The sequence below is a fragment of the Alkalihalobacillus pseudalcaliphilus genome (assembly GCF_028610675.1).
Taxonomy (GTDB): domain Bacteria; phylum Bacillota; class Bacilli; order Bacillales; family Bacillaceae_D; genus Alkalihalobacillus; species Alkalihalobacillus pseudalcaliphilus.
The window spans coordinates 53,193-74,856 of record NZ_JAQQWS010000015.1; the positions used below are offsets into that span (position 1 = coordinate 53,193).

Genomic DNA, 21,664 nt, shown 5'->3' on the forward strand with positions numbered 1-21,664 from the left:
CCATATTTATTCCTTATTTCCTTCAGTTGATTAAAAATTGATGGTTACAGATATACTAAAAGTACCTATAGAAGGATACATCAAACAGAGCGACTCTCTTTTGATGTATCCTTTTTTTGTCTAATCCGCTTATTCCTAAAAACCACAATATCATTCCAATTATTCATAATGCCTAACACTAGTGAGTTTAACACGTTATAATATTCAAAATTATAAATTTACTAATTGACTTCCTCAAGTCCTATGCTATAAATAAAGATTATAAGTCAATAGTAAGCGCTTTCACTTTGTTTTTACTATATTTTTAAAGGAGTGAGTTATTATGTTTGGAGCTATCATTCGATTTTTTGACCGAATGGTTCAACGTTTTTTACCTGATGCATTTATTTTTGCCATTATTTTAACACTTATTGTATTTGTACTTGGTATCTTTATGACGGACAGTTCTACAGTAGATATGGTCAATTATTGGGGTGTAGGATTCTGGGACTTATTAGCCTTTACGATGCAAATGGCTTTAATTGTTATCACTGGTTACATTTTAGCCAGCTCGAAAATCATGGCTAACTTAATGAGTCGCTTAGCTCTACTTGCTCATACACCAGGTCAAGCGATTGTTTTAGTTACACTTGTTGCTTCCATTGCTTGTTTAATTAACTATGGATTCGGACTTGTAATTGGTGCTTTATTTGCCAAACATGTTGTTAAGCAAGTACCTACCGTTGATTACCGTATCCTTGTTGCCTCTGCGTATAGTGGGTTCTTGGTCTGGCACGGTGGATTTTCAGCATCCATTCCACTTACCATTGCAACCGATAACCATTTTTTATTTGATACTATTGGTTCAATTCCTGTAACACAAACGCTATTATCGCCTTATAACTTATTTATTGTCATTACATTAGTAGCAACATTACCGATTGTTAACTATTTATCCTCACGAGCAATTAAAGAAAAAACCATCATTGACCCTGCTTTCTTAAACTTAGATAAGAATTCTGAAGAAGCGGCTACAGAAGAAAAAGCTAATACTCCTGCAGAAAAAATGGAGAACAGTCAGGTCCTTTCTCTCCTTATCGGTATTTTAGGCTTAGCGTTTATCGTTTATCACTTTGCCTCAAATGGATTTGATTTAAATATTAATATCGTTAACTTTATTATGTTATTTCTAGGCATTCTATTCCACCGTACTCCACGAAGATTTTTAAAGTCTGTCACCGATGGAGTGAAAAACGCTGGTGGGGTCATCATCCAGTTCCCATTCTACGCTGGGATTATGGGTATGATGGTCGAATCAGGTTTGTCTGCACAAATCGCAGAATGGTTCGTCCATTTCTCAACTGAAGCAACCTTCCCACTACTGACTTTCATTAGTGCTGGTATCATTAACTTCTTCGTTCCATCTGGTGGTGGACAGTGGGCCGTACAAGGACCGATCATGATCCCTGCTGCCATTGAGCTCGGTGCCGATACTGCAAAGGTTGCGATGGCTGTAGCGTGGGGAGATGCTTGGACCAATATGATTCAACCATTTTGGGCTTTACCAGCACTTGCTATTGCCGGTTTAAAAGTTAGAGATATCATGGGCTTCTGCCTCGTTATTTTATTCTGGGCCTTCATTCCAATTTCAATAGGGTTCATATTCTTTTAGATAAAAAAAGACAAATTCATTAGCCTTCTTTGATAAATTAATTGGTCGGTGACTCTCCCTTGTGGCATGTCACCGGCCTTTGTTATGTTTGGCTGAGAAAACAAACCTCTCATTAAATAAGGGTAAGGGTGACTTTTCAATCCAGTTTTTTTAATTTACTTCATTCCATCCTCTACTTGATTCTAACGATTCTTTGATGAAACTCATCCACGTTGACATCGCTGAAAATAAGTAGCTCTCTTTCCTTCTTATCAATGCTAAATCCCAACGGATCACTGGTTCCAATACATCAATAGCTTTACATTGATAATGACTTACATGCTCACAAAGCGTTTCGGGTAATATACAAATTCCATTACCTACCGAAACCATCTTCATCATAAAATCCCATTGTGTACTTTCTTGAATGATTTGAGGTTCAAAACCAGCTTGTATACAGGCATCGCGTACGCGGTCATACAAAGCAAATCCACGACTAAAGATAAGAAAACCCTCATTACTTAAATCTTTAACACATACTTGTTGTTTATTAGCTAGCCGATGATTATTTGATACAACCAGCTTCAGTTTACGCTCTATGATAGGTGTTACTTCTAAGCCATTATTCGTTATCGGTAAAATAGCTACCCCCATATCAAGCTGTCCGTCTAGAATTCTTTGCTCAACAATCCTTGAGCCTTCTTCCACAATTTCAAGCTCAATACCGGGGTACTGTTTTCTGAACATCGCAATCATTTTCGGAAAAAAACTAGAACCAATGACAGGTGGTAAGCCAAAGCGAATATGACCAGACTGTGCTTGGTGCTGCTCAGAAGCAACATGCATAAAATCTTCCATTTGCCTTAATAGCTTTTTCGCATAAGGAATAACCGCCTTTCCTTCGTTTGTCATATACAAATGTCTTGTTGAACGGTCAAACAAGCGAAATCCTAATTCATCCTCCATACCCTGAATAATCTTACTTAATGCCGATTGCGACAAATGTAAATCCTTACTTGCTTTCGAAAAGCTAAGATGTTCACATACTTTTAAAAAACAACGCACTTCTTTTATATCCATCTTTACCTCCACAATTATTCCATTGAAGAATGATAGTTATCTTATTTATTCATTTTACTAATAGTAGAATTTTTAGTAAAGTAGATCTTATATGAAGTAAACGCTTTCAATCTAACTTATTATATTTTTAAAAAATCGTTAAAGGAGTGCTGATTATGAGCTCAAAGCAAGCGAACTCAATGGAAGAACTCATCTCCGTTATTAAGGATGGAGATACCGTCATTGCTGGTGGTTTTGGTTTATGTGGCATCCCCGAAAAAGCCATTTTAGCTTTAGCTGAAAGCGGCGTAAAAGACTTAACATTCGTAAGTAACAACTGTGGTGTAGACGATTGGGGTCTCGGTCTACTTCTAGCTAACCGTCAAATTAAGAAAATGGTTGCTTCCTATGTTGGTGAAAATAAACTCTTTGAAACACAATTTCTCAATGGAGAATTAGAGGTCGAACTTGTGCCTCAAGGTACTTTAGCTGAAAGAATCCGAGCTGGTGGTGCCGGTATTCCTGGATTTTATACCCCGACCGGTGTAGGAACAAAAGTAGCTGAAGGAAAAGAACTAAAAGAATTTAATGGTAAGACCTATGTTCTTGAAGAAGCGATTATCGGTGATGTTGCTCTTGTTAAAGCATGGAAGGGTGACACATTCGGCAATCTTATTTATCGTAAAACAGCTCGAAACTTTAACCCATTAGCAGCTACTGCAGCCAAGATAACGATTGCTGAAGTGGAAGAAATCGTGGCACCTGGAGAACTAGATCCGAACTTTATTCATACACCTAGCATTTATGTACAACATATTGTCCAAGGTGAAAACTATGAAAAACGAATTGAACGTAAAACAACTCGTCCAAAACAAGTGAATTAAGGAGGATAAGACATGTTAAAACCTCGTGAACGAATTATTAAGCGTGCAGCACAAGAGATTCAAGATGGTATGTATGTGAATTTAGGTATTGGTATGCCGACACTTTTAGCCAATGAAATTCCAGATGACATATCTGTTTTTCTACAATCAGAAAACGGCTTATTAGGTATTGGACCTTACCCTGTCGAAGGTGAAGAAGATCCTGACCTAATTAATGCTGGTAAGGAGACGGTGACGGCCCAAACAGGTGCTGCATTTTTCGATAATGCTGAGTCATTTGGTATGATCCGTGGTGGCCATATTGATCTAGCTATCTTAGGTGGTATGGAAGTTTCTGAACAAGGTGATTTGGCAAACTGGATGATACCTGGAAAAATGGTCAAAGGTATGGGTGGCGCGATGGACCTCGTTCAAGGAGCCAAACGCGTTATCGTCATTATGGACCATGTGAATAAAGCTGGAGAAGCAAAAGTGAAAAAGCAGTGTGACCTTCCTTTAACAGGTACAGAAGTGGTTAGCCGCTTAATCACTGACCGTGCTGTCTTTGACTTTACTGACAAAGGCATGATGTTAATCGAAATTCTTAGTGACGAATCTGTAGAAGAAATTCGTTCGATTACAGAAGCCGAATTTACAGTGGCTGAGCATTTAGCTAAAGGAGTGAGCGAATAATGGCTGAAAACGTTGTACTCGTTCAACCTGTTCGTACACCGATTGGTAGTTTCCTAGGTTCATTAAAAAGTGTATCTGCTATTGATTTAGGAGCTACAGTATTAAAAGAATCCATTACTCGCTCTGGTCTCGATGTCAATGAAATTGATGAAGTAATTATGGGTAACGTACTGCAAGCAGGCCTTGGTCAAAATCCAGCACGTCTATCTGCGATTAAAGCTGGTATCCCTGAATCCGTTCCCGCTATGACCATTAACAAAGTATGTGGTTCGGGCTTAAAAGCCATTCATCTAGCCACACAAGCCATTCTTGCTGGAGATGCCGAGGTTGTTCTTGCCGGCGGAATGGAGAATATGAGTCAAGCTCCTTATCTAAGCTTAAATGCTCGTTCTGGCTTACGAATGGGCGATCAAAAGCTGGTTGATAGCATGGTGCATGACGGTCTTTCTTGTGGAATTAATCAATTTCATATGGGGATTACCGCAGAGAACCTTGTTGAAAAATATGAGTTAACGAGAGAAGAGCTTGATCATTTTTCTGCAGGAAGTCATCAAAAAGCAGCTTCAGCTCAGGAAAAAGGCATATTCAACGATGAAATCGTTCCTGTAACGATTCCTCAACGTAAAGGCGATCCTATCGTCGTTTCCATTGATGAACATATTAAGCCACAAACGACTTCTGATAGTTTAAGCAAGCTACGTCCCGCTTTCAAACGTGATGGTGGCTCAGTAACAGCTGGAAATGCTTCAGGAATCAACGATGGTGCTGCTTGTGTCATTGTCATGACAGAATCCAAAGCAAAAGCACTTGGATTAAAAGTGTTTGCTCGCATCATAAGTAATGCCTCTAGTGGTGTTGATCCAAAGATTATGGGTATAGGTCCCGTACCAGCTACTAAAAAAGCCTTAGAAAAAGCACGTTTAACTTTAGAAGACATAGACTTAATCGAAGCGAATGAAGCATTTGCTGCCCAAGCTTTGTCTGTTCAAAAAGAGCTACAATTTGATCAGGCCAAGTTAAATGTCAACGGTGGTGCCATTGCATTAGGTCACCCAATTGGTGCAAGTGGTGCACGTATTTTAGTGACGCTTTTACACGAAATGCAACGTCGTGAAAGCCACTATGGCTTAGCTACGCTTTGTATCGGTGGTGGCCAAGGGGTTGCAACCGTTGTTGAAAAAGTATAATCATCTAAAAGGAAAGGACCTTATCGTAGGTTCTTTCCTTTCCCTTTTTATACATTCATCCGACTCTATTTTCTTTTAAACTCCTTAATCACTTCTCGAAAAACATCGGGATAGTCTGTAAATAGACCATTCACTCCCCAGTCTAAAGCCTGTAGCATGGCCTCGCGGTTATTAATTGTATAAGGGTGAATCTGCAAATGATGTTCTTTTACTGTTTGTACATACTGTTCATCAATACGGTTAAAATTCGGACCGACACCAATCGCATATTGCTTAATTAACTCTAGTTCTTCATGAGCCCTCTCACCTAGTGTTGGCTGACTTAATAGTTGAACTAATGGTAAGTTCGGGTTCATCTCATGAATATTCAGCAAGCTTTCAGGAATAAAGGATTGGATAATCACTTTACTTGAACGACCATTTGCCCCTGTTAGTTTATATTTATCTAACAAGCGTAATAGCTCCTCCTCCATGCCCGGATAAAGGGTTGGTGATTTCGTTTCTATATAGTACAACGAAGATCGCCCATACCTTTGAAAAACCTCTTCCAACGTCGGTACTTGTAAGCCTACATACTCTGCCTTTGCTTTCTCTGGAAATCTAGCATTAAACCAAGAGCCTGCATCTAACTCCTTCATTTCAGCTAATGTCATATCCTTAACCGCACCACTCCCATTTGTCGTACGGTCTATCGTTGTATCGTGCATCGCAATAAGAACGCCATCCTTGGTCATTTGTAAGTCTATTTCAATATAATCTGCTTTCATTTCTTCCCCTAAATCATAGGCAGCAAACGTATGCTCTGGAGCATAACCAGATGCTCCACGGTGTGCTACATTAATAATTTTCGAATCTGGATGAGGGTAACGTGATTCATCTCTTTTTTCTGCTGCGGCCTGTGTAGCAAACAAAGAAATAGCCATTCCAAATGCTAAAGTCACAATGCCTAGCTTCTTGAAACTCTTTTTCATTCCTACTCATCTCCCTATTATTTAATTGAAACACCCTTGGCACTTCGTTAGAAGAATTAGCTAAGCCCGTTACCAATTCCTGCCTTTATTATGTGTTGATTAAAGTCCATTAATACGAACCATGTCTACATAGTCTCATACAGGACAGGTGCCCTATAACCATTAAATAATGAGTGGATTTTAACTAGGTAATTATTATTTCCAAACTGCTTCAAACAAGTTCAAGCTTTTATAGTATGATGTTATAAATATAGAAGGAGTATTTAAAATTCAATTCTTCAATAGACATCCAAAAAGGCAAAAGAAAGAAGTAACACTAATCGGAAGGAGAAATAATGGATATATGTATCAGACTGGCTAAACAAAGTGATTATGAGTTATTGTTACCTCTTTTTAAGCAGATTCATGAGGTCCACGTTTTCGTCAGACCAGATTTGTATAAAGAAAACGCTACCCCAGTCGAGCAACCGTTTTTCGAGAAGCAACTAATGGATGACAGTCAGCATATTTTCGTAGCCATGATCAACAAGCAAATAGTCGGTGTTGTTGTGACAAAGAAAGAAGAAGTCATTGAAAATACGTTTGTCAAAGCGAGAAGTGTACTATTTATCAAGAGCTTATGCGTGGCTGATACACATAGAAAAAACGGCATAGGGAAAAAGCTAATGACATACGTTTTTGATTTTGGAAAAAGCCTCAAAGTTGATAGTATCGAATTAGGAGTATCTGAACAAAATTCATCTGCGATAGATTTTTATCACTCGATTGGCATGAAAACGAAAAGCAGAAAAATGGAAATCATTTTGGAATAAAGCAATAACTTCACACAGCGACCCGAAAACAAAACAAATGACCCAAGATTTCACCATCAAAACCTGAAAATTTCACTTTTTAACTAAAAATTTGACTAAAGAGTTTTTATTGATTAACGGTTTTGAGGATTCTCATATTTAGCCGTAGCCCGCCGCTTTTTGGGAAATAGCTCGTAAGAGCAATCCCAAAAAGATTCAGCACACTACACAAACAGCCACCACCAACAAAAAAGAGAGAGTAGTCACTCATCAGGATTCCTATCCAAATATCCAAGTGTTTTTGGACCGTTAGCCAAGTAAGCTTGGCTACTTCACGCATTTGCGTGAAGGTTTGAAAATCGAAATGAACCTTAGACGAATTCATTCGTCTATTAGGTCATTTCGATTTTCAAAATAAGGTCCAAAAACAAAAAAAAGGAGTCAACTTTTATATTATCAGCACTAACTTCCATACAAAGCCCACATGGCGAAACCCAGTTCACTTTTCCACTAATCAATATGAAAGTGCGGTTTTGCTCTTTAACTGGTGGCTTTTCATTCATAAACGGTTTTGAGGATTCTCATATTTAGCCGTAGCCCCGCCGCTTTTTGGGAAATAGCTCGTAAGAGCAATCCCAAAAAGATTCAGCACACTACACAAACAGCCACCACCAACAAAAAAGAGAGAGTAGTCACTCATCAGGATCCTATCCAAATATCCAAGTGTTTTTGGACCGTTAGCCAAGTAAGCTTGGCTACTTCACGCATTTGCGTGAAGGTTTGAAAATCGAAATGAACCTTAGACGAATTCATTCGTCTATTAGGTCATTTCGATTTTCAAAATAAGGTCCAAAAACAAAAAAAGGAGTCAACTTATATAGATTATCAGCACTAACTTCCATACAAAAAGGTCCTCAATAAATGAGAACCCCCTTTTAAAATCGACCAGAACGAAATATCGAGTATAACAACCATAGAAACATTAACACAGCAATCCCAAAACCAATCTCAATCGCCGGAATATTCCAAAGCAACGAAGATTGCTGACTAATAGCCGAGCCAATAATCAAACCAACCATAATAATACTAAAAGCCAAAAGTACAATTGCAAACGATAGCTGATTACTTACACGATCCAACTTATTCAAAAACAACACCGCTTTAGGAAAAACAACCTCAATCGGAAACTTTCCATCCTTAAACAATGCCCGCGCCTCTTTTACGTACTGAGGACCCTCTTTCACAATCTCCATATATTCTCCCCAGTACTCAAACGAATCGCCCACAACCCGCTTAGGTCGATACCTCTCCATGATTAATTTCCTTCCAAATGGCTCCGCAATATCAATTATGCTTATCTCTGGATAAAGTCGTACAACTAATCCCTCCATCGTTAACAACGTCTTTCCTACTAACGTAAGATCAGCTGGAATTTGAATACCATGGTGATGAGCAACCGAAAATAAATCCGTAACAGCTTCTCCTAAACTTACTTGGCTAAGTGGTACATCATAATATTTGTCTCGTAATACATCAACATCTGCCCTTAATAAGTCATGATCAACACGATCCGGAACAATCCCCATTTTCATAATGGCTTTAATGACCGCATTCGTATTCTGTTTCATCATACCAATTATCAAAGAGGCTAAATGGGATTTCATATCAGGAGTTAATCGACCAACCATACCAAAGTCCATCAAACCAATGATTTGGTTATCAAGAATCGTCATATTTCCAGGATGAGGGTCACTGTGGAAAAAGCCATCCATTAGAATCTGTTTCATTACAGCTTCAACAATTCGTTCAGCTATTAATTCTGGATTAATCCCTTGTTCCACAAGCTGCTCATTATCAGAAATATGAATACCTTCCATGTATTCCATCGTTAAGACTCTTTTTGATGAAAAATCCCAATAGACTTTAGGGATTTTTATGTAGTCTAAATCCTCCAGTTGTTTTTGCATTCTACCGGCATTACGACCTTCATGAAAATAATCCAGCTCTTCTTTTAAAGCTTTAGAAAACTCATCAATAATATCAGCGACTTGATATTGAGCTGCCCAATCAAGTTTTTGCTCTGCTAGCTTTGCTAATTCTTTTAAAATTTCTATATCCGTTCTAACTTGTTTTTCAATATTGGGTCGTTGCACTTTCACAGCGACCGATTCTCCATTTTTTAATTCCGCATAATGCACCTGACCAATAGAAGCTGAACCACGTGGCTCCATCTCAAATTTTACAAAGACGTCCTCCAATTTTAATTCAAGCTCTTTTTCTATAATTAATTTTACTTCTTGAAAGGGAAAAGGTTTAACATGATCCTGTAGCTTTTCGAGTTCTTTAATAATATCAGCTGGAATAAGGTCTGGCCTAGTACTTGCAATTTGGCCAAGCTTCACAAAGGTGGGGCCTAATTCTTCTAAGAACAAACGAATTCGCTCACCGGTCGTTTTTTCATGATTATCTTTTCTATTCTTAGTAAATATCCTCTTTGGTAAAGATAAAACCTCGTGCAAACCTATTTCATTGACGATATAACCAAAACCATTGCGTGTAAAAGCAACTGCGATTTCTCGATATCTTTTCATATGTCGAAAACGTCTTTCAATCAAGGAATCCCTCCTCTCTTTTGGATGAAAGTTAGTGCGAACATGGTGCGTTGCTCGTCGCTATCGAAAATTCATCATGGTAGTTTTGTAAGGTTATCATGCCTTTATTCTACTTGGGTTGCTTACTTCGTGTATATTTCCTGTTCAAGTTTCTTTACTCGTTCTTCAAGTGCTTGTACATCGTCCTTTGTGGCTACATCCCATTCTCTGAGTAGTTTTTTCATTTGCTCCATCATTTTAGAATCGAATTGCTCTTGTTTCTCAGTGCCTTTCGCCATAACATGATCCATAAATTCTTGAGACTCTTTTCTTGTTAGTTCACCCTTTTTCACTAAATCATCAAAAACCTTTTCTGCTTGCTCTTTGCTCGCAGCTGCTAAACCAAAACCTAACGCCATTCCTTTTTTGATTGCATCTCTCATCATGAAATCCTCCTTAAAACTAATATTAACTTTATCATTCCTTTCTTATAGCAAAAGTAAACGAATAATCAGCAATGGTTTCAATTTTTTCATAAACGACCGTTATTTTTCTCATATTCATTGTAAAATGTAAAAAGAATTTGACATGTATACCTCTCCCATGTAAACTAATAATGTAAAAAAGATTTGACATTAAGGAGTTGTTTAGAGATGGACTGGATACTTATTCTTTTCTTTGCCGCTTTAGCCGTCGCCCTAACTATAATCATTTATACATTAACAACACTGCCACAATTAGGAGATGAGCGGAAAAATTTTATAAAAATGAAGGCACAATCTTATTCATTTGGTGTTGTCATATTTTGTTTATGTTTCGAAGTAGTTCGCTCTCTTTATCAAAGTACGTTTGGCGCGGGCACCTATTCAAACATGAACCCTTTTACTTTCTTAGTCGCGATAAGTATTGTTTATTTAATTTCCCTCTTAATTGCAAAAAGGAAATACAGTGTTTAATGAAAAACAACATTAGAGAATGGCGTAGAGAAAAGAAGCTTTCACAGGAAGATATGGCGAAATTATGTGGCGTTTCAAGGCAAACTATCAATGCAATAGAAAATAACAAATATGACCCAACGTTAAAGCTTGCTTTTAGCATTGCTCAAGTATTAGAAAAAACAGTCGATGAACTTTTTATTGCCGAATAAAAAGATGCCCCAACTCCTAAGAGGATTGGGACATCTTTGATTATATCTACTCAATAATACCTGTAATAATAGGTTCTTCTTTTAACATAATTTTTTCACTAACAACTAATACCATTCTATGTATTCCTGACAAAGCAACAGCAAGTAAGATAATTACAAATAAACTATAACCTGAATCATTGATTAAATATAAGAACCCAATGGCAAATAATGTACTGATGACTAATTGGTAACCAGACCTTGCCCATACTTTGATTGGTTCTAGTTTCTTCAGTTTTCTATCCACCATAAATACAATCAGTCCTACAGCTGTAAATAACACTAGGCATGTTCGCATGTTGAGCAAAAATAATTCAGAAAATGTAAACCCCCCTTCTGAAGGTCCAAAAACTGAGTTAGTTAATGCAAATACAACGGCTAAGGCAGTTGCCGAGACTAAGATGGTTACAACTCTAGCTAAAAGCCACATATTGATATCACTCCTCCCCCTTTCATTTTACATGATGATTCTGAATTTCCCTACTATTATTCTAAAAAGTAAAAAACAAGGAGAATAAGAGCTCTCCTTGTTTTTGTATGAAAGAGTACTTAGTGGCGATAGGTTGTGCCTTGAAGTTAGTTGGTCATCCATCTTGCGATAGACGACCTTAACAGGACAATGCTCCCTTTTTAATCGTGCGGACTCCTAATGGTCATGGAGTTGTAAACGGGCCAACTGTTTAAAGCCACTACTTTGATTTTCGTTGGTAGCGAAGTGAATGGGGCTTCGTCATGTGAGTTTTGTATGAAAGTTATCTTAAACTGATGTGCGGAGCGTTAATTATCGTTACCGAAAATTATGCTCCGCGTCCTGCGGGGGAGCACTGAGCTAATCGACGCAGCCGGCGGATCTGAACTCTGCCACATGTCCAGCGGAAGTCTCCGCATGTTTTCGTTCTCTGGATGCCTGCTCTTTCTTACGTACAAATTGCATTCATTAAAAGAGATAACAACCAAAACAAAGTGAATGAAGAGCTGCTTTGTATGCGGTTATGGTTGATGTTCATGTGCAGAACTCTACTAATTGATACTGGCAATCTTAATTGGAGTCAATCACGTGGTACTTAGCAACCTGCATTGTCAGTAGTTTTTAACTCTCCTACTTAGTCCGTTTTTTAATGTGCGTACTTTTGGATTACTTCTTTTAATAACCCTACTACTGGCTGACCTGCTTTTTCATTATAATATTTGCTGAAACGTTCATCAGCAACATACATTTCCGCTAACCCTTTATGAGCTTCTGCTGAGTAGTTTGGCCAGCTGAACATAAGCCATTTCTTGTGCTTCTCAAATACAACTTGTGCTTCTTCAGATACTAAATCTTTTGAGTGAACAAGCTTTACTAAAGCTTCAAACATCTCGTCTTCGATTTTCTGCATTTCTTCAAATTCTTGTTCAGAAAGGTTTAGCCATTTTTGGTTAGAGTCATTTATAGCTTCTTCTCCATATTTTGTTCTTATTTCATGACCATACTTTCTCTCATTTTCTTCTACCTTTTGACGTTTAAAGCCCTCGAACTTATCGCTAGAATTCATTTGAATCTCTCCTTTATGATGCTGTAATGATTTGGCTACTGTTGTCAACAGTTGATCAAGCTGTGCTCTCTTTTTAAGTAACTCTTCATAATGAGAGCGGAGGGCTTCTTCAATTTGAAAGTGTGGTTGGCTTATGATTTTCTCAATATCTTCAAGCTTCATATCTAAAGAACGATAGAATAGAATTTGCTGTAATTTATCGATCTCTTTTTCCCCATAAATACGGTATCCTGAAGAATTGATTCGAGCAGGACTTAATAAACCAATTTGATCATAATATCGAAGTGTTCGTGCACTAACACCCGATATTTGAGCCACCTTCTTAATCGTATATTCCATCCTTACACCTCCTGACCCCTTTATCATAAAGGTTAACGTTACGTAAAGCTCAATACCCAATTTAAAATTTATAATCAAAATCTCCCTAGCTTCCATCACCATCAGGCGTCGCACAATCATACAAAGGAGAGTACCTGCTAATGTCGCATAGATGGATGACGAGCTAACTTCAAGGCACAACCCAAGCAACTTTCATATAAAACACCCTTGAAAGTCATCTCCACCATGTTAACAAATCATAAAGGTTTGTGCAGTTATAGAGGCAATACCTTGGAGGAGCTGCACAAAGGCCCTTCTTCATGGATAGTGACGACTTCTTAACCTGTGGGTACGTTTACAGCTAGTCCTCTCCAAATATATAAGTAGAGTTTCACTCTTTAACTGGTGGAACTTCATTCAATTTGATTTTGTTCTTTTTCATTTTAAAAGAATAGTGTTAGATTGTTTTTTTGAACTAAGGAATTACTGTAACCCAGCGGACGAAAATATGTGGAGACTCCCGCGGGACGTAGTGGCAAAGCTGAGATCCAGCGGCGTAGCCGATTAGCTCAGCGCCACCCCGCCGGACGCGGAGCATAATTTTTGAGAGCGACGAGTAGCGCTCCATGTTCGCACTAACTTTCATACAAAAAAACCACCCCTTCAGGTAGTTTAATCAATCCATCAACATAAAATAATAAACAAATAAAGCAATACCCACTAGAAGCATAATACTCGTACAAATCAGAATCATACTAACGGAAGAACGAAACGTCTGCGTATTAATCATTTTCCTCGTCCGAAAATAACTAATCGTCGAAAAAATAATCGTCATGACAGCAATTAATAGAGTTATTAAGCTAATAAATATAGCCGTCATTTGATCCATAGCTTGATTCATGCCCGTATTAAAGTGCAAGGTTGCTACTAAAAACCCAACACCCATAATAGCGACCGCTGAACGAATCCACGCTAAATATGTACGCTCATTCGCTAAATGCTGCTGGATATACTTAGATTCCTCTGTCTGCTGTTTTCCCCTCACAATAATCCCTTCTTTTTTCGCTTTTTGCTCTCTTATAACCAACCTAATAGAAGACCACCTAATGCACCGAGTAAGACGATAGCCCAGGCAGGTACCTTCACAAATACTAATAAAGCAAAGAGAGTTGCTGCTAAGGCAAAATCCTCTACGCCTACAATCGCGCTCGTCCAAATTGGCTGATAAAAGGCAGAAATTAAAATACCTACAACGGCTGCATTAACACCTAGCAAAGCGGCACTCGCTTTTTTATTTTGTCTCAGCTCATTCCAAAAAGGTAAGGCTCCTAATATTAATAAGAAAGCAGGTGTGAAAATGGCCAATGTAGCAACAATCCCACCTAACCAGCCAGATTGTACAGCTCCAATATAAGCGGCAAAAGTGAAAAGTGGTCCAGGAACAGCCTGAGTAGCACCGTAACCAGCTAGAAAATCAGCTTCACTTATGAGACCAGTAGGTACAAACTCTCTCTCAAGTAAAGGTAGAACGACATGCCCGCCACCAAATACTAAGGAACCAGCACGGTAAAAGCTATCAACCATCGCTAACCAATTAGAAGAAAACAGTTGCTGCAATATTGGTAAACCAATTAATAGTAAGAAAAATAAACCTAAACATAGTGCTCCCCACATTTTTGAAATGGATAAACGTAATTCACTTTTTTGGCCAGTAGGTACTTTCTCTTGGAAAAAAAGTAACCCTATTATTGCAGCCACCGCAATAACGGCTACTTGTGTAAATGTATACGGTAATAATAAAGTAGCTAGTAAGGCACTAAGAGCAACTAGCTTCCTGTTAAGATCAGGTGTTAATGTCTTTGCCATCCCAATAATAGCATGGGCTACGACAACAACCGCTACTACTTTTAAGCCCTGAATAAATCCTAATTCAATGAACCCCGCTTGGCCAGCATAAAGAGCAAATAGGATTAAAACGAGAACGGATGGAAAGGTAAAGCCGATAAAGGAAATGATTCCACCGATGACACCAGCTCTCATTACCCCAATCCCAATTCCAACTTGACTACTTGCGGGTCCAGGTAAAAATTGGGCTAGTGCAACTAAATCTGCATAATCCTTTTCTGATAGCCATTTCTTTCTCCTCACATACTCCTCATGAAAATAACTTAAATGTGCCACAGGACCACCAAAAGATGTTAGCCCGAGCCTTGTTGAAATCATAAATATTTGCCACAATTTTTGAATATAAAACATAAAAAACCCCTCATCGTTTTCATCACTTCTTAACACCTTATACGCTATCATAAGTAGTGGATAAAGTATAGGAAATGGCTAACAATGCAGGGTTTTTTTACAATTTCTTAATAAAAGAAAACGAGAAAATCATTAAGAAAAATAGCTTCACGATCATTAAACGTTAATTCTCTTTATTAGTACCTAAACCAAATAAACGTAATAATTTCTGCCAAAAGCTTAACTTCTCTTCTTCTTGCTCATCGCTTGTTGTTTCTTCATCTGCTTTTAGACTTTCTGTCCTCATCACAAATTGAACGGAATTGATTTTATCATTATTCTCCTCTGAAACAAATGAAATCATTTCAAAATCAGACTTATCGAACTCAGACATCAATTCATTTATTTGCTCTTCTACTTGGTCAGGCATATCAGCTGTTGCTTCCTCGAGCTCAGCTGTTCCATCATATAAATCATCTGTCCCATCAGCAAGCTGTTTGGCACCAGTAGCTATTTCAACTAATCCACCATTCAAATCACCATAAGAAGTGCTTAATTCCGTTACTCCAGATGTGTAATCAGTTAAACCTTGATGGAATAATTGATATTGATTACTTAACTCGGTTAAACCAGAAACCAACGGCTCAAGTGAATCCGCTACATCAAAGTCCTCAAAGGAATCTTCCAAACCTTCCGCCATTTGTCTTAAATGTGTAACGATTTCCGATAATCCAGCACTTGATTGTTTTAAAGCTGGAGTCACAGCATGAAACGCCTCCTGCACTGCTTCATATGTGCCTTTTACCGTTTGAGCAGCGGTATATTGAGCGACAAGCTTATTTACTACCTCTACATCAGCCCCACTTTGATAAAGTAAACCTATTTCTTCTTCTGAAATATCAGATGCGGGAATTGAGCTAATCGCTTCATCTAGTGCTTGATTTGCTAATGTATAATGTTCAGTCAATTGATTTAACCCTTCGACAACATCATCAAGCCCTTGTGCCATCTCCTCCAAACCAACTGTAAGCTCTGTAAAATCAGAGATGTCTACATTTCCTTCTGGTACTTGTAAGGCTGAATTAATTTCTTTTAAAGCCTTATCAATAGAAGAAGATGCATGAACAAGTTCTCCCCCAGCACCTGCCACTTCACTCATACCCTTTTGAAATTGTGATGAGCCATTGCCCAACTGCACGATACCATCAGCAAGCTCATGGGCTCCATTACGCAATGAACCAACACCGCCATGTAACTCTGATATCGCTTTAGACAACGTATTGATATCATCAGTCATTGCTCCTGTATCAGGCAAATCAATCGACATCGAGGCAGGAATTGCTGCTACTTCAATTCCATCCATCTCAAAGGAATCAGCGTCAGCACGAACGGTATATGTTGCTTCATTTTCTGGCATAACCGTAAAAGAAACTTGTTTATTCTTTCCAGCATGTGCAATCGTTGCATCTGCCGCTTGGATATTTTTAAAATGTTCCTCATGTAGAACGAAGCTTATTTGTAACATATAATTCTCAAAAAAGGCTTTCTCAGCTTTTTCGTTTGCTTTAATATCAAGCTCGATTTCAACGAAGCCGTCTTGACCAACTAAATCATCTGCTTCGATTTTATTGCCTTCCAAGAAATATTCAATCGAAATATCCCATGGTATAGCTATGTCCTGCTCTATATTCCCTTGATAATAAAAGGAATCACTTGTTGCCTCTAGGATTACTTCGCTTCCGTCAAACTGCAGTTCCGATAAATCCGTTAAATTTTTCAAAACACTATATGGGCCAAAGTCTGATATCATGCCCGTCTCCGCTATTTGTAAATAATTCACAACATATATATCAGAGAGTTCGCCGTTAGCATGTAAATTAACGTAAACAATCTCATCCTTAGCAGCAACCTCTCCAGCCTTTTCAGAATCTTGGTCTGCTCTATCTGAGGAAGACGCATATACAGTCAAGGTAGGGAAGATGAGGATGAACGTTATGATGATTAAAAATGAACGCTTCATGATTTCTCCTCCTTATAGAAATTAGATTTATAGGTCGTTTTACGAATTAACTTATCAAAAACAACTAATAACGCCGGTAAAACAATAACGACCATTAAGAAGGCTAGTAATGCACCTCGCCCTAACAACAAGCCAATTGAGGCAACAACCGGGTTCGTTGATGTGAGCCATAGGACAAAACCAACACTTGATAATATAGATGCTGAGACAATAATCGCGAAGAATTTCTCATCTAATGATTGCTTAATCGCCGCAAGTGGACTCATGCTTGCACGGTGTTCTTTATACGTTTCCATTAATAAAATACCATAATCAACTGTTGCTGCTAGCTGCACCGTACTCACGATTAAATAACCAACAAATACTAACGAAGAATCGGTAAAATAAGGTACCGCCAAATTAATCCATACAGCAGCTTGAATGGTCACGAGCAACACGATCGGAATTGAGATCGATTTAAACGTAATCATCAAGACAATCGCAATCGTCACGATCGTCATGATATTAACAACCGTATTATCTCTTTGAACCGTCTCTTTCATATCATAAAGAGCAACACTTTCACCTAGCGTCAGTGCCTCATCGCCATAATAGCTAGCAGCTATCTCTCTGACTTCCTTCACAAGTTGGAAAGGAATCTCCCCTTCCGCTTCTTGATTCGTATTGATAATCAAACGACTGTAGTTTTCAGAAAAGAATTGTTCCGTTATTTCCTCTTCTAAAAAGTCAGGTGGTATCGTCTCACCGACCATATTGACATAGGACATAACACCGGTTATATAGGTCATATCCTCTAATTCCGTTGCAAGCTCCGCCTCCTTGGCAAGGTCGCCCTCTGGAACTAAAAGCACAATCGGTGTCGTTTGCGTAAAATGCTCTAAAATTGCTATTTCATCCTGACCAGCCCTCGTATTCTCAGGTTGATCACCCATGCCATAAATAAAATTCGTATTCGTTTGAGCCAAAAATGCTGGCACTAAAATGAATAAAAGTAAAAGAATACTCGGGTAGCGTAGTTTTAATAACCAATTGCCTAACCCTTTAAAATCCGGAATAAAGCTTCTATGTTTCGTTTTATCCATCCACTTATAAAAAACTAATGTTAAGGCAGGTAGAAATACAACGACACTAATGAAACTAAAGAGAATCCCTTTTACTAGATTAAGCCCTAAATCCGAACCGATTTCAAAATTCATTAACATTAACGCCATAAAACCAAAAAATGTTGTCACAGCACTTGTCGCAATAACTGGAAATGATTGCTTCATCGCAAGCTGCATCGCTCTTTCTGGTGAATCGGTCTTTTTTCTATAATCGGCAAAACTATGTAAAAGGAAAATCGCATAATCTAATGAAACGGCTAACTGTAAGATCGGTGCAACTGACTGTGTCACAAAAGATACTTCCCCTAAGAAAATATTCGTCCCTAAATTAATGAGAACCGACACACCGATTGCGGTTAAAAAGAATACGGGTTCAATCCATGACTTTGTCGATACGACTAAAATAATAATAATAATTGGTATAAGTAACATAGCTGCAAATAACGTTTCCGAACCAGCCATTTTTTGAGAATTAGCGGTATTGAGAGCCTCTCCAGCGACCGCACCTTCTTCACCAATTAAATGATAAATAGCATCCGTCGCAGCAACTTCTAACCCACTTTCTATACTCACAGAAAATAAAGCTCGCCCATCAACATAATAAGATTCCAATAAATCTTGCTCAATCATCTCTAATGGGATCTTCAAATCGACCATATCATCTAACCACATGACCTCTGAAACACCCTCAATTGCCTGTAAATCATCCTTTATAATAAGTGCTTCCTGTACAGTGATATCTTCAAGCATCACTCGTGTATTCGGAACGGATGCCGTGAATTCATTCTCCATCACTTCCAGAGCTTGTGTAGATGGCGCTTCATCGGGCAAGTAATCCGACATATTGTAATTCACTGAAACAAAAAATTGAGCAATTGCCGCAATAATAGTCAAAATAAAAAAAACAGCGACAACGGTCTTGCGTTTATTGATGATAAAATCTGTCCAATTCGCCATGATACACCTCAACTTGTTCTACTTACATTTTTCCTTTATCATTATAACTACACGGTGTTGCCTAGACAACAAACAGTTGCTTTAGAAGTGTTAGCTAAACAACACATCTAAGATAAACGTTGGATAACTTACTCTTTATAGAAAAATGGTGATTTCTAATGAGTGAAAAATTAGATAGAAGAAAACAATATACAAGGATGGTATTAAAAGACGGTCTAGTCTCCTTATTAAAAGAAAAGCCTCTTGCAAATATTACGATTAAAGAAATCTGTGAACGGGCAGATATTAACCGATCCACCTTTTATAGTCATTACAACGATCAATATGATTTATTAGATAAAATAGAAGCAGAAATTATTGCTGAGCTTTATGATACCTTAAATGACTATAATTTGGTTAACCGTGAAGAATCAATCAAGATGACTCAACGGTTAATTGAATATGTTGCGACTAAAAATGAAATTTGCGAAATATTATTAAGTGATCATAGTGGTCATCGCTTTCAATCGACGGCCATCAACCTAACTCAGCAGTTTATTGTGAAGAAGTGGACATATGAAACGGATACCGATAATGAGCAACTACAATATGTAACCACGTTTGTTATTAACGGCGGGCTGCAAGTCATTAAGCGTTGGCTCGCAAATGGGATGAAGGAATCCCCCGAAGAAATGGCGTTTCTTATCAATAAATTTACAAATGGAGGCTTATCCTCTATTTTAAATTATGATGATTAGAGTATTGGCAATCTTGTTAGTGTACACGTATTATAAAAGTTAAGCTGACTGAATATCATTCATTAATAGGAGGATAAGAATGACGGACATAGTAAAATCAGATATTAAGCTACGACCTCTTGAACGTGAGGATTTAAAGTATGTTCATAAACTAAATAATGACGCAAAAATTATGTCTTATTGGTTTGAGGAGCCTTATGAAGCTTTTGTTGAGCTTCAAGATTTGTTTGATAAGCATATTCATAAACAGAACGAGCGACGCTTTATCATTGAAGCTGATACGCAAATAGCAGGACTCGTAGAGCTTGTAGAAATTGATCATATCCACCGCCGCGCCGAGTTTCAAATTATTATTGATCCTCATACGCAGGGACGCGGCTTTGCTTATACAGCAACGAGACTGGCGATGAAATATGCCTTCCATATTTTAAACTTGCACAAGCTTTATTTAGTGGTCGATAAAGAGAATCATAAGGCCATCCACATTTATCAAAAAGCCGGATTTGAAATTGAGGGTGAGCTTAAGGACGAATTCTTCGTCGAAGGCAAATACCGAGATGCCCTGCGAATGTATATCTTTCAAGAGAATTTCAAGTAAAATCTAAGTGACCGAAGTGCTTGTCTTTGACTAGCACTTCTTCTCATTGTTATCCATTCATACCCCTTATTACATCACTACCATTCCTTATCAACAGGTGACGCGATTTGGTTGTTATATGTATCAACAAATAATTTCCCCTTGCCAGACAGTACAGCATAAAAAACATCCTCAACCTTGACATGCCTTTGCTCAAGCTCTCTTTTTAACCAAATCCTCGTTAAGCCATTCTCCTCTAAATTCTTTTCAACGATTTTACCGTCCATAATTAATTCAATCGGTAAGGTTTGCTCGTTTTTAGTTATTAGGTTTAAATCCTCTTTTGTCACCGTACGCATTGCGGCATTTTTTTGAACGGTTAATTTTCCATTTGTCTCTACGATCGCAAAATTCACTTCTGCAATATCAAACACATCTTTATCTCGTAAAAGCTGATTAATATCATCCAACGTGTAATGAGCTTTTTTCATATTCTTCTCTAACAAATGTCCATTTTGAATAACCACTGTAGGGTTTCCCGTAACAAAATTTCGGAAAGACTTCGACTTTAATGAACCATAGGAAGTCACAATACTAACAACAACAAAAAAAGCAAAAGCTAAAACCAAATGATGAATATGTATTCCTAAATTAAAAGCAATATTCGCTGTAATCGATCCTATCGATATGGCGATAATAAAATCCAATACATTCATTTGTGAAATTGTCTGCTTCCCTAAAATCCGTGCCCCAATTAACAAAATGACAAAAGCAAGAAACGAGCGAAATATAATCTCAACATGATCACTCATCACCCCACCGCCTTCTCTAAAAAAACATATCTTCAGTTTTTCCCATTCCAACGAATCTACTCCAAAAACCATTAAATATCCGCTTATGAACAAAAAGCCACCAGTCAATCTCCTACTTTCCCGCCAGCAACCCCGAGATTCACCGTTTGCAGGCTTTCTACCCCTTTTTCCGCTCGCAACCCCGAGATTCACCGTTTGCTCGGGCTTTCTACCCCTTTTTCCGCTCACAACCCCGAGATTCGTCGTTTGCTCGGGGTTCCTACCCTTTTTTCCGCTCGCAACCCCGAGATTCACCGTTTGCTCGGGGTTCCTACCCTTTTTTCGATTAAGTCCATATAATTGTGTAAAAAGAAAAGACATCATTAAACTCCTGTTACAATAGTTTCAACGACGAAAAAC

At 38.1% G+C, this 21,664-nt stretch carries 20 protein-coding genes; 9 read left to right on the plus strand and 11 right to left on the minus strand.

The window, feature by feature from the left end; genetic code table 11:
- The first annotated feature begins 322 nt into the window (after window positions 1-322).
- Window positions 323-1,651, plus strand: coding sequence for a short-chain fatty acid transporter (locus PQ479_RS19500; protein WP_047988146.1), 1,329 nt, complete (start codon window positions 323-325; stop codon window positions 1,649-1,651).
- Window positions 1,652-1,801: 150 nt separating this feature from the next.
- Here PQ479_RS19500 and PQ479_RS19505 read toward each other — a convergent pair whose 3' ends face one another.
- Window positions 1,802-2,710 (minus strand): LysR family transcriptional regulator, encoded by a 909-nt coding sequence (locus PQ479_RS19505; protein ID WP_047988145.1) that lies wholly within the window; start codon window positions 2,708-2,710, stop codon window positions 1,802-1,804.
- A gap of 155 nt (window positions 2,711-2,865) precedes the next feature.
- Here PQ479_RS19505 and PQ479_RS19510 point away from each other — a divergent pair, with 155 nt between their 5' ends.
- From PQ479_RS19510 to PQ479_RS19520, 3 genes are read left to right on the plus strand one after another with little or no spacing between them, the layout of a single operon-like run.
- Window positions 2,866-3,573, plus strand: a complete 708-nt coding sequence (locus PQ479_RS19510; RefSeq protein WP_047988144.1) for a CoA transferase subunit A — start codon at window positions 2,866-2,868, stop codon at window positions 3,571-3,573.
- Window positions 3,574-3,585: 12 nt separating this feature from the next.
- Window positions 3,586-4,245, plus strand: a complete 660-nt coding sequence (locus tag PQ479_RS19515; protein ID WP_047988143.1) for a 3-oxoacid CoA-transferase subunit B — start codon at window positions 3,586-3,588, stop codon at window positions 4,243-4,245.
- Window positions 4,245-5,432 carry an acetyl-CoA C-acetyltransferase gene (locus tag PQ479_RS19520; RefSeq protein WP_047988142.1) on the plus strand — a complete coding sequence of 396 codons (1,188 nt, stop codon included), beginning with the start codon at window positions 4,245-4,247 and terminating at the stop codon, window positions 5,430-5,432. The genes PQ479_RS19515 and PQ479_RS19520 overlap by 1 nt, the downstream gene beginning before the upstream one ends.
- Before the next feature lie 65 nt (window positions 5,433-5,497).
- On the opposite strand, the gene PQ479_RS19525 is transcribed toward PQ479_RS19520, so the two are convergent.
- The gene (locus PQ479_RS19525; RefSeq protein ID WP_053070343.1) at window positions 5,498-6,403 is read right to left on the minus strand and encodes a glycerophosphodiester phosphodiesterase; all 906 of its coding nucleotides are present in this window, start codon (window positions 6,401-6,403) and stop codon (window positions 5,498-5,500) included.
- A 335-nt stretch (window positions 6,404-6,738) separates the two neighbouring features.
- Here PQ479_RS19525 and PQ479_RS19530 point away from each other — a divergent pair, with 335 nt between their 5' ends.
- Complete coding sequence (locus PQ479_RS19530; RefSeq protein ID WP_047988141.1) at window positions 6,739-7,215, plus strand: GNAT family N-acetyltransferase; 477 nt, start codon at window positions 6,739-6,741, stop codon at window positions 7,213-7,215.
- 914 nt (window positions 7,216-8,129) lie between these two features.
- Here the strand turns inward: PQ479_RS19530 and PQ479_RS19535 are convergent.
- Entirely contained in the window at window positions 8,130-9,785 is a 1,656-nt protein-coding gene (locus PQ479_RS19535) for an ABC1 kinase family protein (protein WP_047988256.1), read from the minus strand.
- Between the two features lie 143 nt (window positions 9,786-9,928).
- Window positions 9,929-10,228 carry a phasin family protein gene (locus tag PQ479_RS19540; protein ID WP_047988140.1) on the minus strand — a complete coding sequence of 100 codons (300 nt, stop codon included), beginning with the start codon at window positions 10,226-10,228 and terminating at the stop codon, window positions 9,929-9,931.
- A gap of 210 nt (window positions 10,229-10,438) precedes the next feature.
- On the opposite strand from PQ479_RS19540, the gene PQ479_RS19545 reads away from it, so the two are divergent.
- Both PQ479_RS19545 and PQ479_RS19550 read left to right on the plus strand, forming a co-directional pair.
- Window positions 10,439-10,741, plus strand: a complete 303-nt coding sequence (locus PQ479_RS19545; protein WP_047988139.1) for a hypothetical protein — start codon at window positions 10,439-10,441, stop codon at window positions 10,739-10,741.
- On the plus strand, window positions 10,741-10,932 hold the full coding sequence (locus PQ479_RS19550; RefSeq protein WP_047988138.1) for a helix-turn-helix transcriptional regulator: 192 nt from the start codon (window positions 10,741-10,743) through the stop codon (window positions 10,930-10,932). Before PQ479_RS19545 ends, PQ479_RS19550 begins: the two co-directional genes overlap by 1 nt.
- A 46-nt stretch (window positions 10,933-10,978) precedes the next feature.
- Here the strand turns inward: PQ479_RS19550 and PQ479_RS19555 are convergent, their stop codons facing one another.
- The 6 genes from PQ479_RS19555 to PQ479_RS19580 form a co-directional block, all read right to left on the minus strand.
- Window positions 10,979-11,401, minus strand: coding sequence for a hypothetical protein (locus tag PQ479_RS19555; protein ID WP_047988137.1), 423 nt, complete (start codon window positions 11,399-11,401; stop codon window positions 10,979-10,981).
- A gap of 685 nt (window positions 11,402-12,086) precedes the next feature.
- Entirely contained in the window at window positions 12,087-12,845 is a 759-nt protein-coding gene (locus PQ479_RS19560) for a MerR family transcriptional regulator (RefSeq protein WP_047988136.1), read from the minus strand.
- Between the two features lie 655 nt (window positions 12,846-13,500).
- The gene (locus tag PQ479_RS19565; RefSeq protein ID WP_273717176.1) at window positions 13,501-13,911 is read right to left on the minus strand and encodes a YidH family protein; all 411 of its coding nucleotides are present in this window, start codon (window positions 13,909-13,911) and stop codon (window positions 13,501-13,503) included.
- Window positions 13,902-15,080 carry a chromate efflux transporter gene (chrA, locus tag PQ479_RS19570; RefSeq protein ID WP_273717177.1) on the minus strand — a complete coding sequence of 393 codons (1,179 nt, stop codon included), beginning with the start codon at window positions 15,078-15,080 and terminating at the stop codon, window positions 13,902-13,904. Before chrA ends, PQ479_RS19565 begins: the two co-directional genes overlap by 10 nt.
- Before the next feature lie 163 nt (window positions 15,081-15,243).
- Entirely contained in the window at window positions 15,244-17,079 is a 1,836-nt protein-coding gene (locus tag PQ479_RS19575; RefSeq protein WP_047988135.1) for an X-X-X-Leu-X-X-Gly heptad repeat-containing protein, read from the minus strand.
- A complete protein-coding gene (locus PQ479_RS19580) occupies window positions 17,076-19,139 on the minus strand; it encodes an efflux RND transporter permease subunit (protein ID WP_047988134.1) in 2,064 nt (687 codons plus the stop codon). Before PQ479_RS19580 ends, PQ479_RS19575 begins: the two co-directional genes overlap by 4 nt.
- 158 nt (window positions 19,140-19,297) lie before the next feature.
- Between PQ479_RS19580 and PQ479_RS19585 the strand changes: the two genes are divergently transcribed.
- Window positions 19,298-19,876, plus strand: coding sequence for a TetR/AcrR family transcriptional regulator (locus PQ479_RS19585; protein WP_047988133.1), 579 nt, complete (start codon window positions 19,298-19,300; stop codon window positions 19,874-19,876).
- A gap of 79 nt (window positions 19,877-19,955) precedes the next feature.
- Window positions 19,956-20,474 carry a spermidine N1-acetyltransferase gene (gene speG, locus PQ479_RS19590; RefSeq protein WP_047988132.1) on the plus strand — a complete coding sequence of 173 codons (519 nt, stop codon included), beginning with the start codon at window positions 19,956-19,958 and terminating at the stop codon, window positions 20,472-20,474.
- A 77-nt stretch (window positions 20,475-20,551) separates the two neighbouring features.
- Here the strand turns inward: speG and PQ479_RS19595 are convergent, their stop codons facing one another.
- Entirely contained in the window at window positions 20,552-21,265 is a 714-nt protein-coding gene (locus PQ479_RS19595; RefSeq protein WP_047988253.1) for a DUF421 domain-containing protein, read from the minus strand.
- Between the last annotated feature and the right edge of the window lie 399 nt (window positions 21,266-21,664).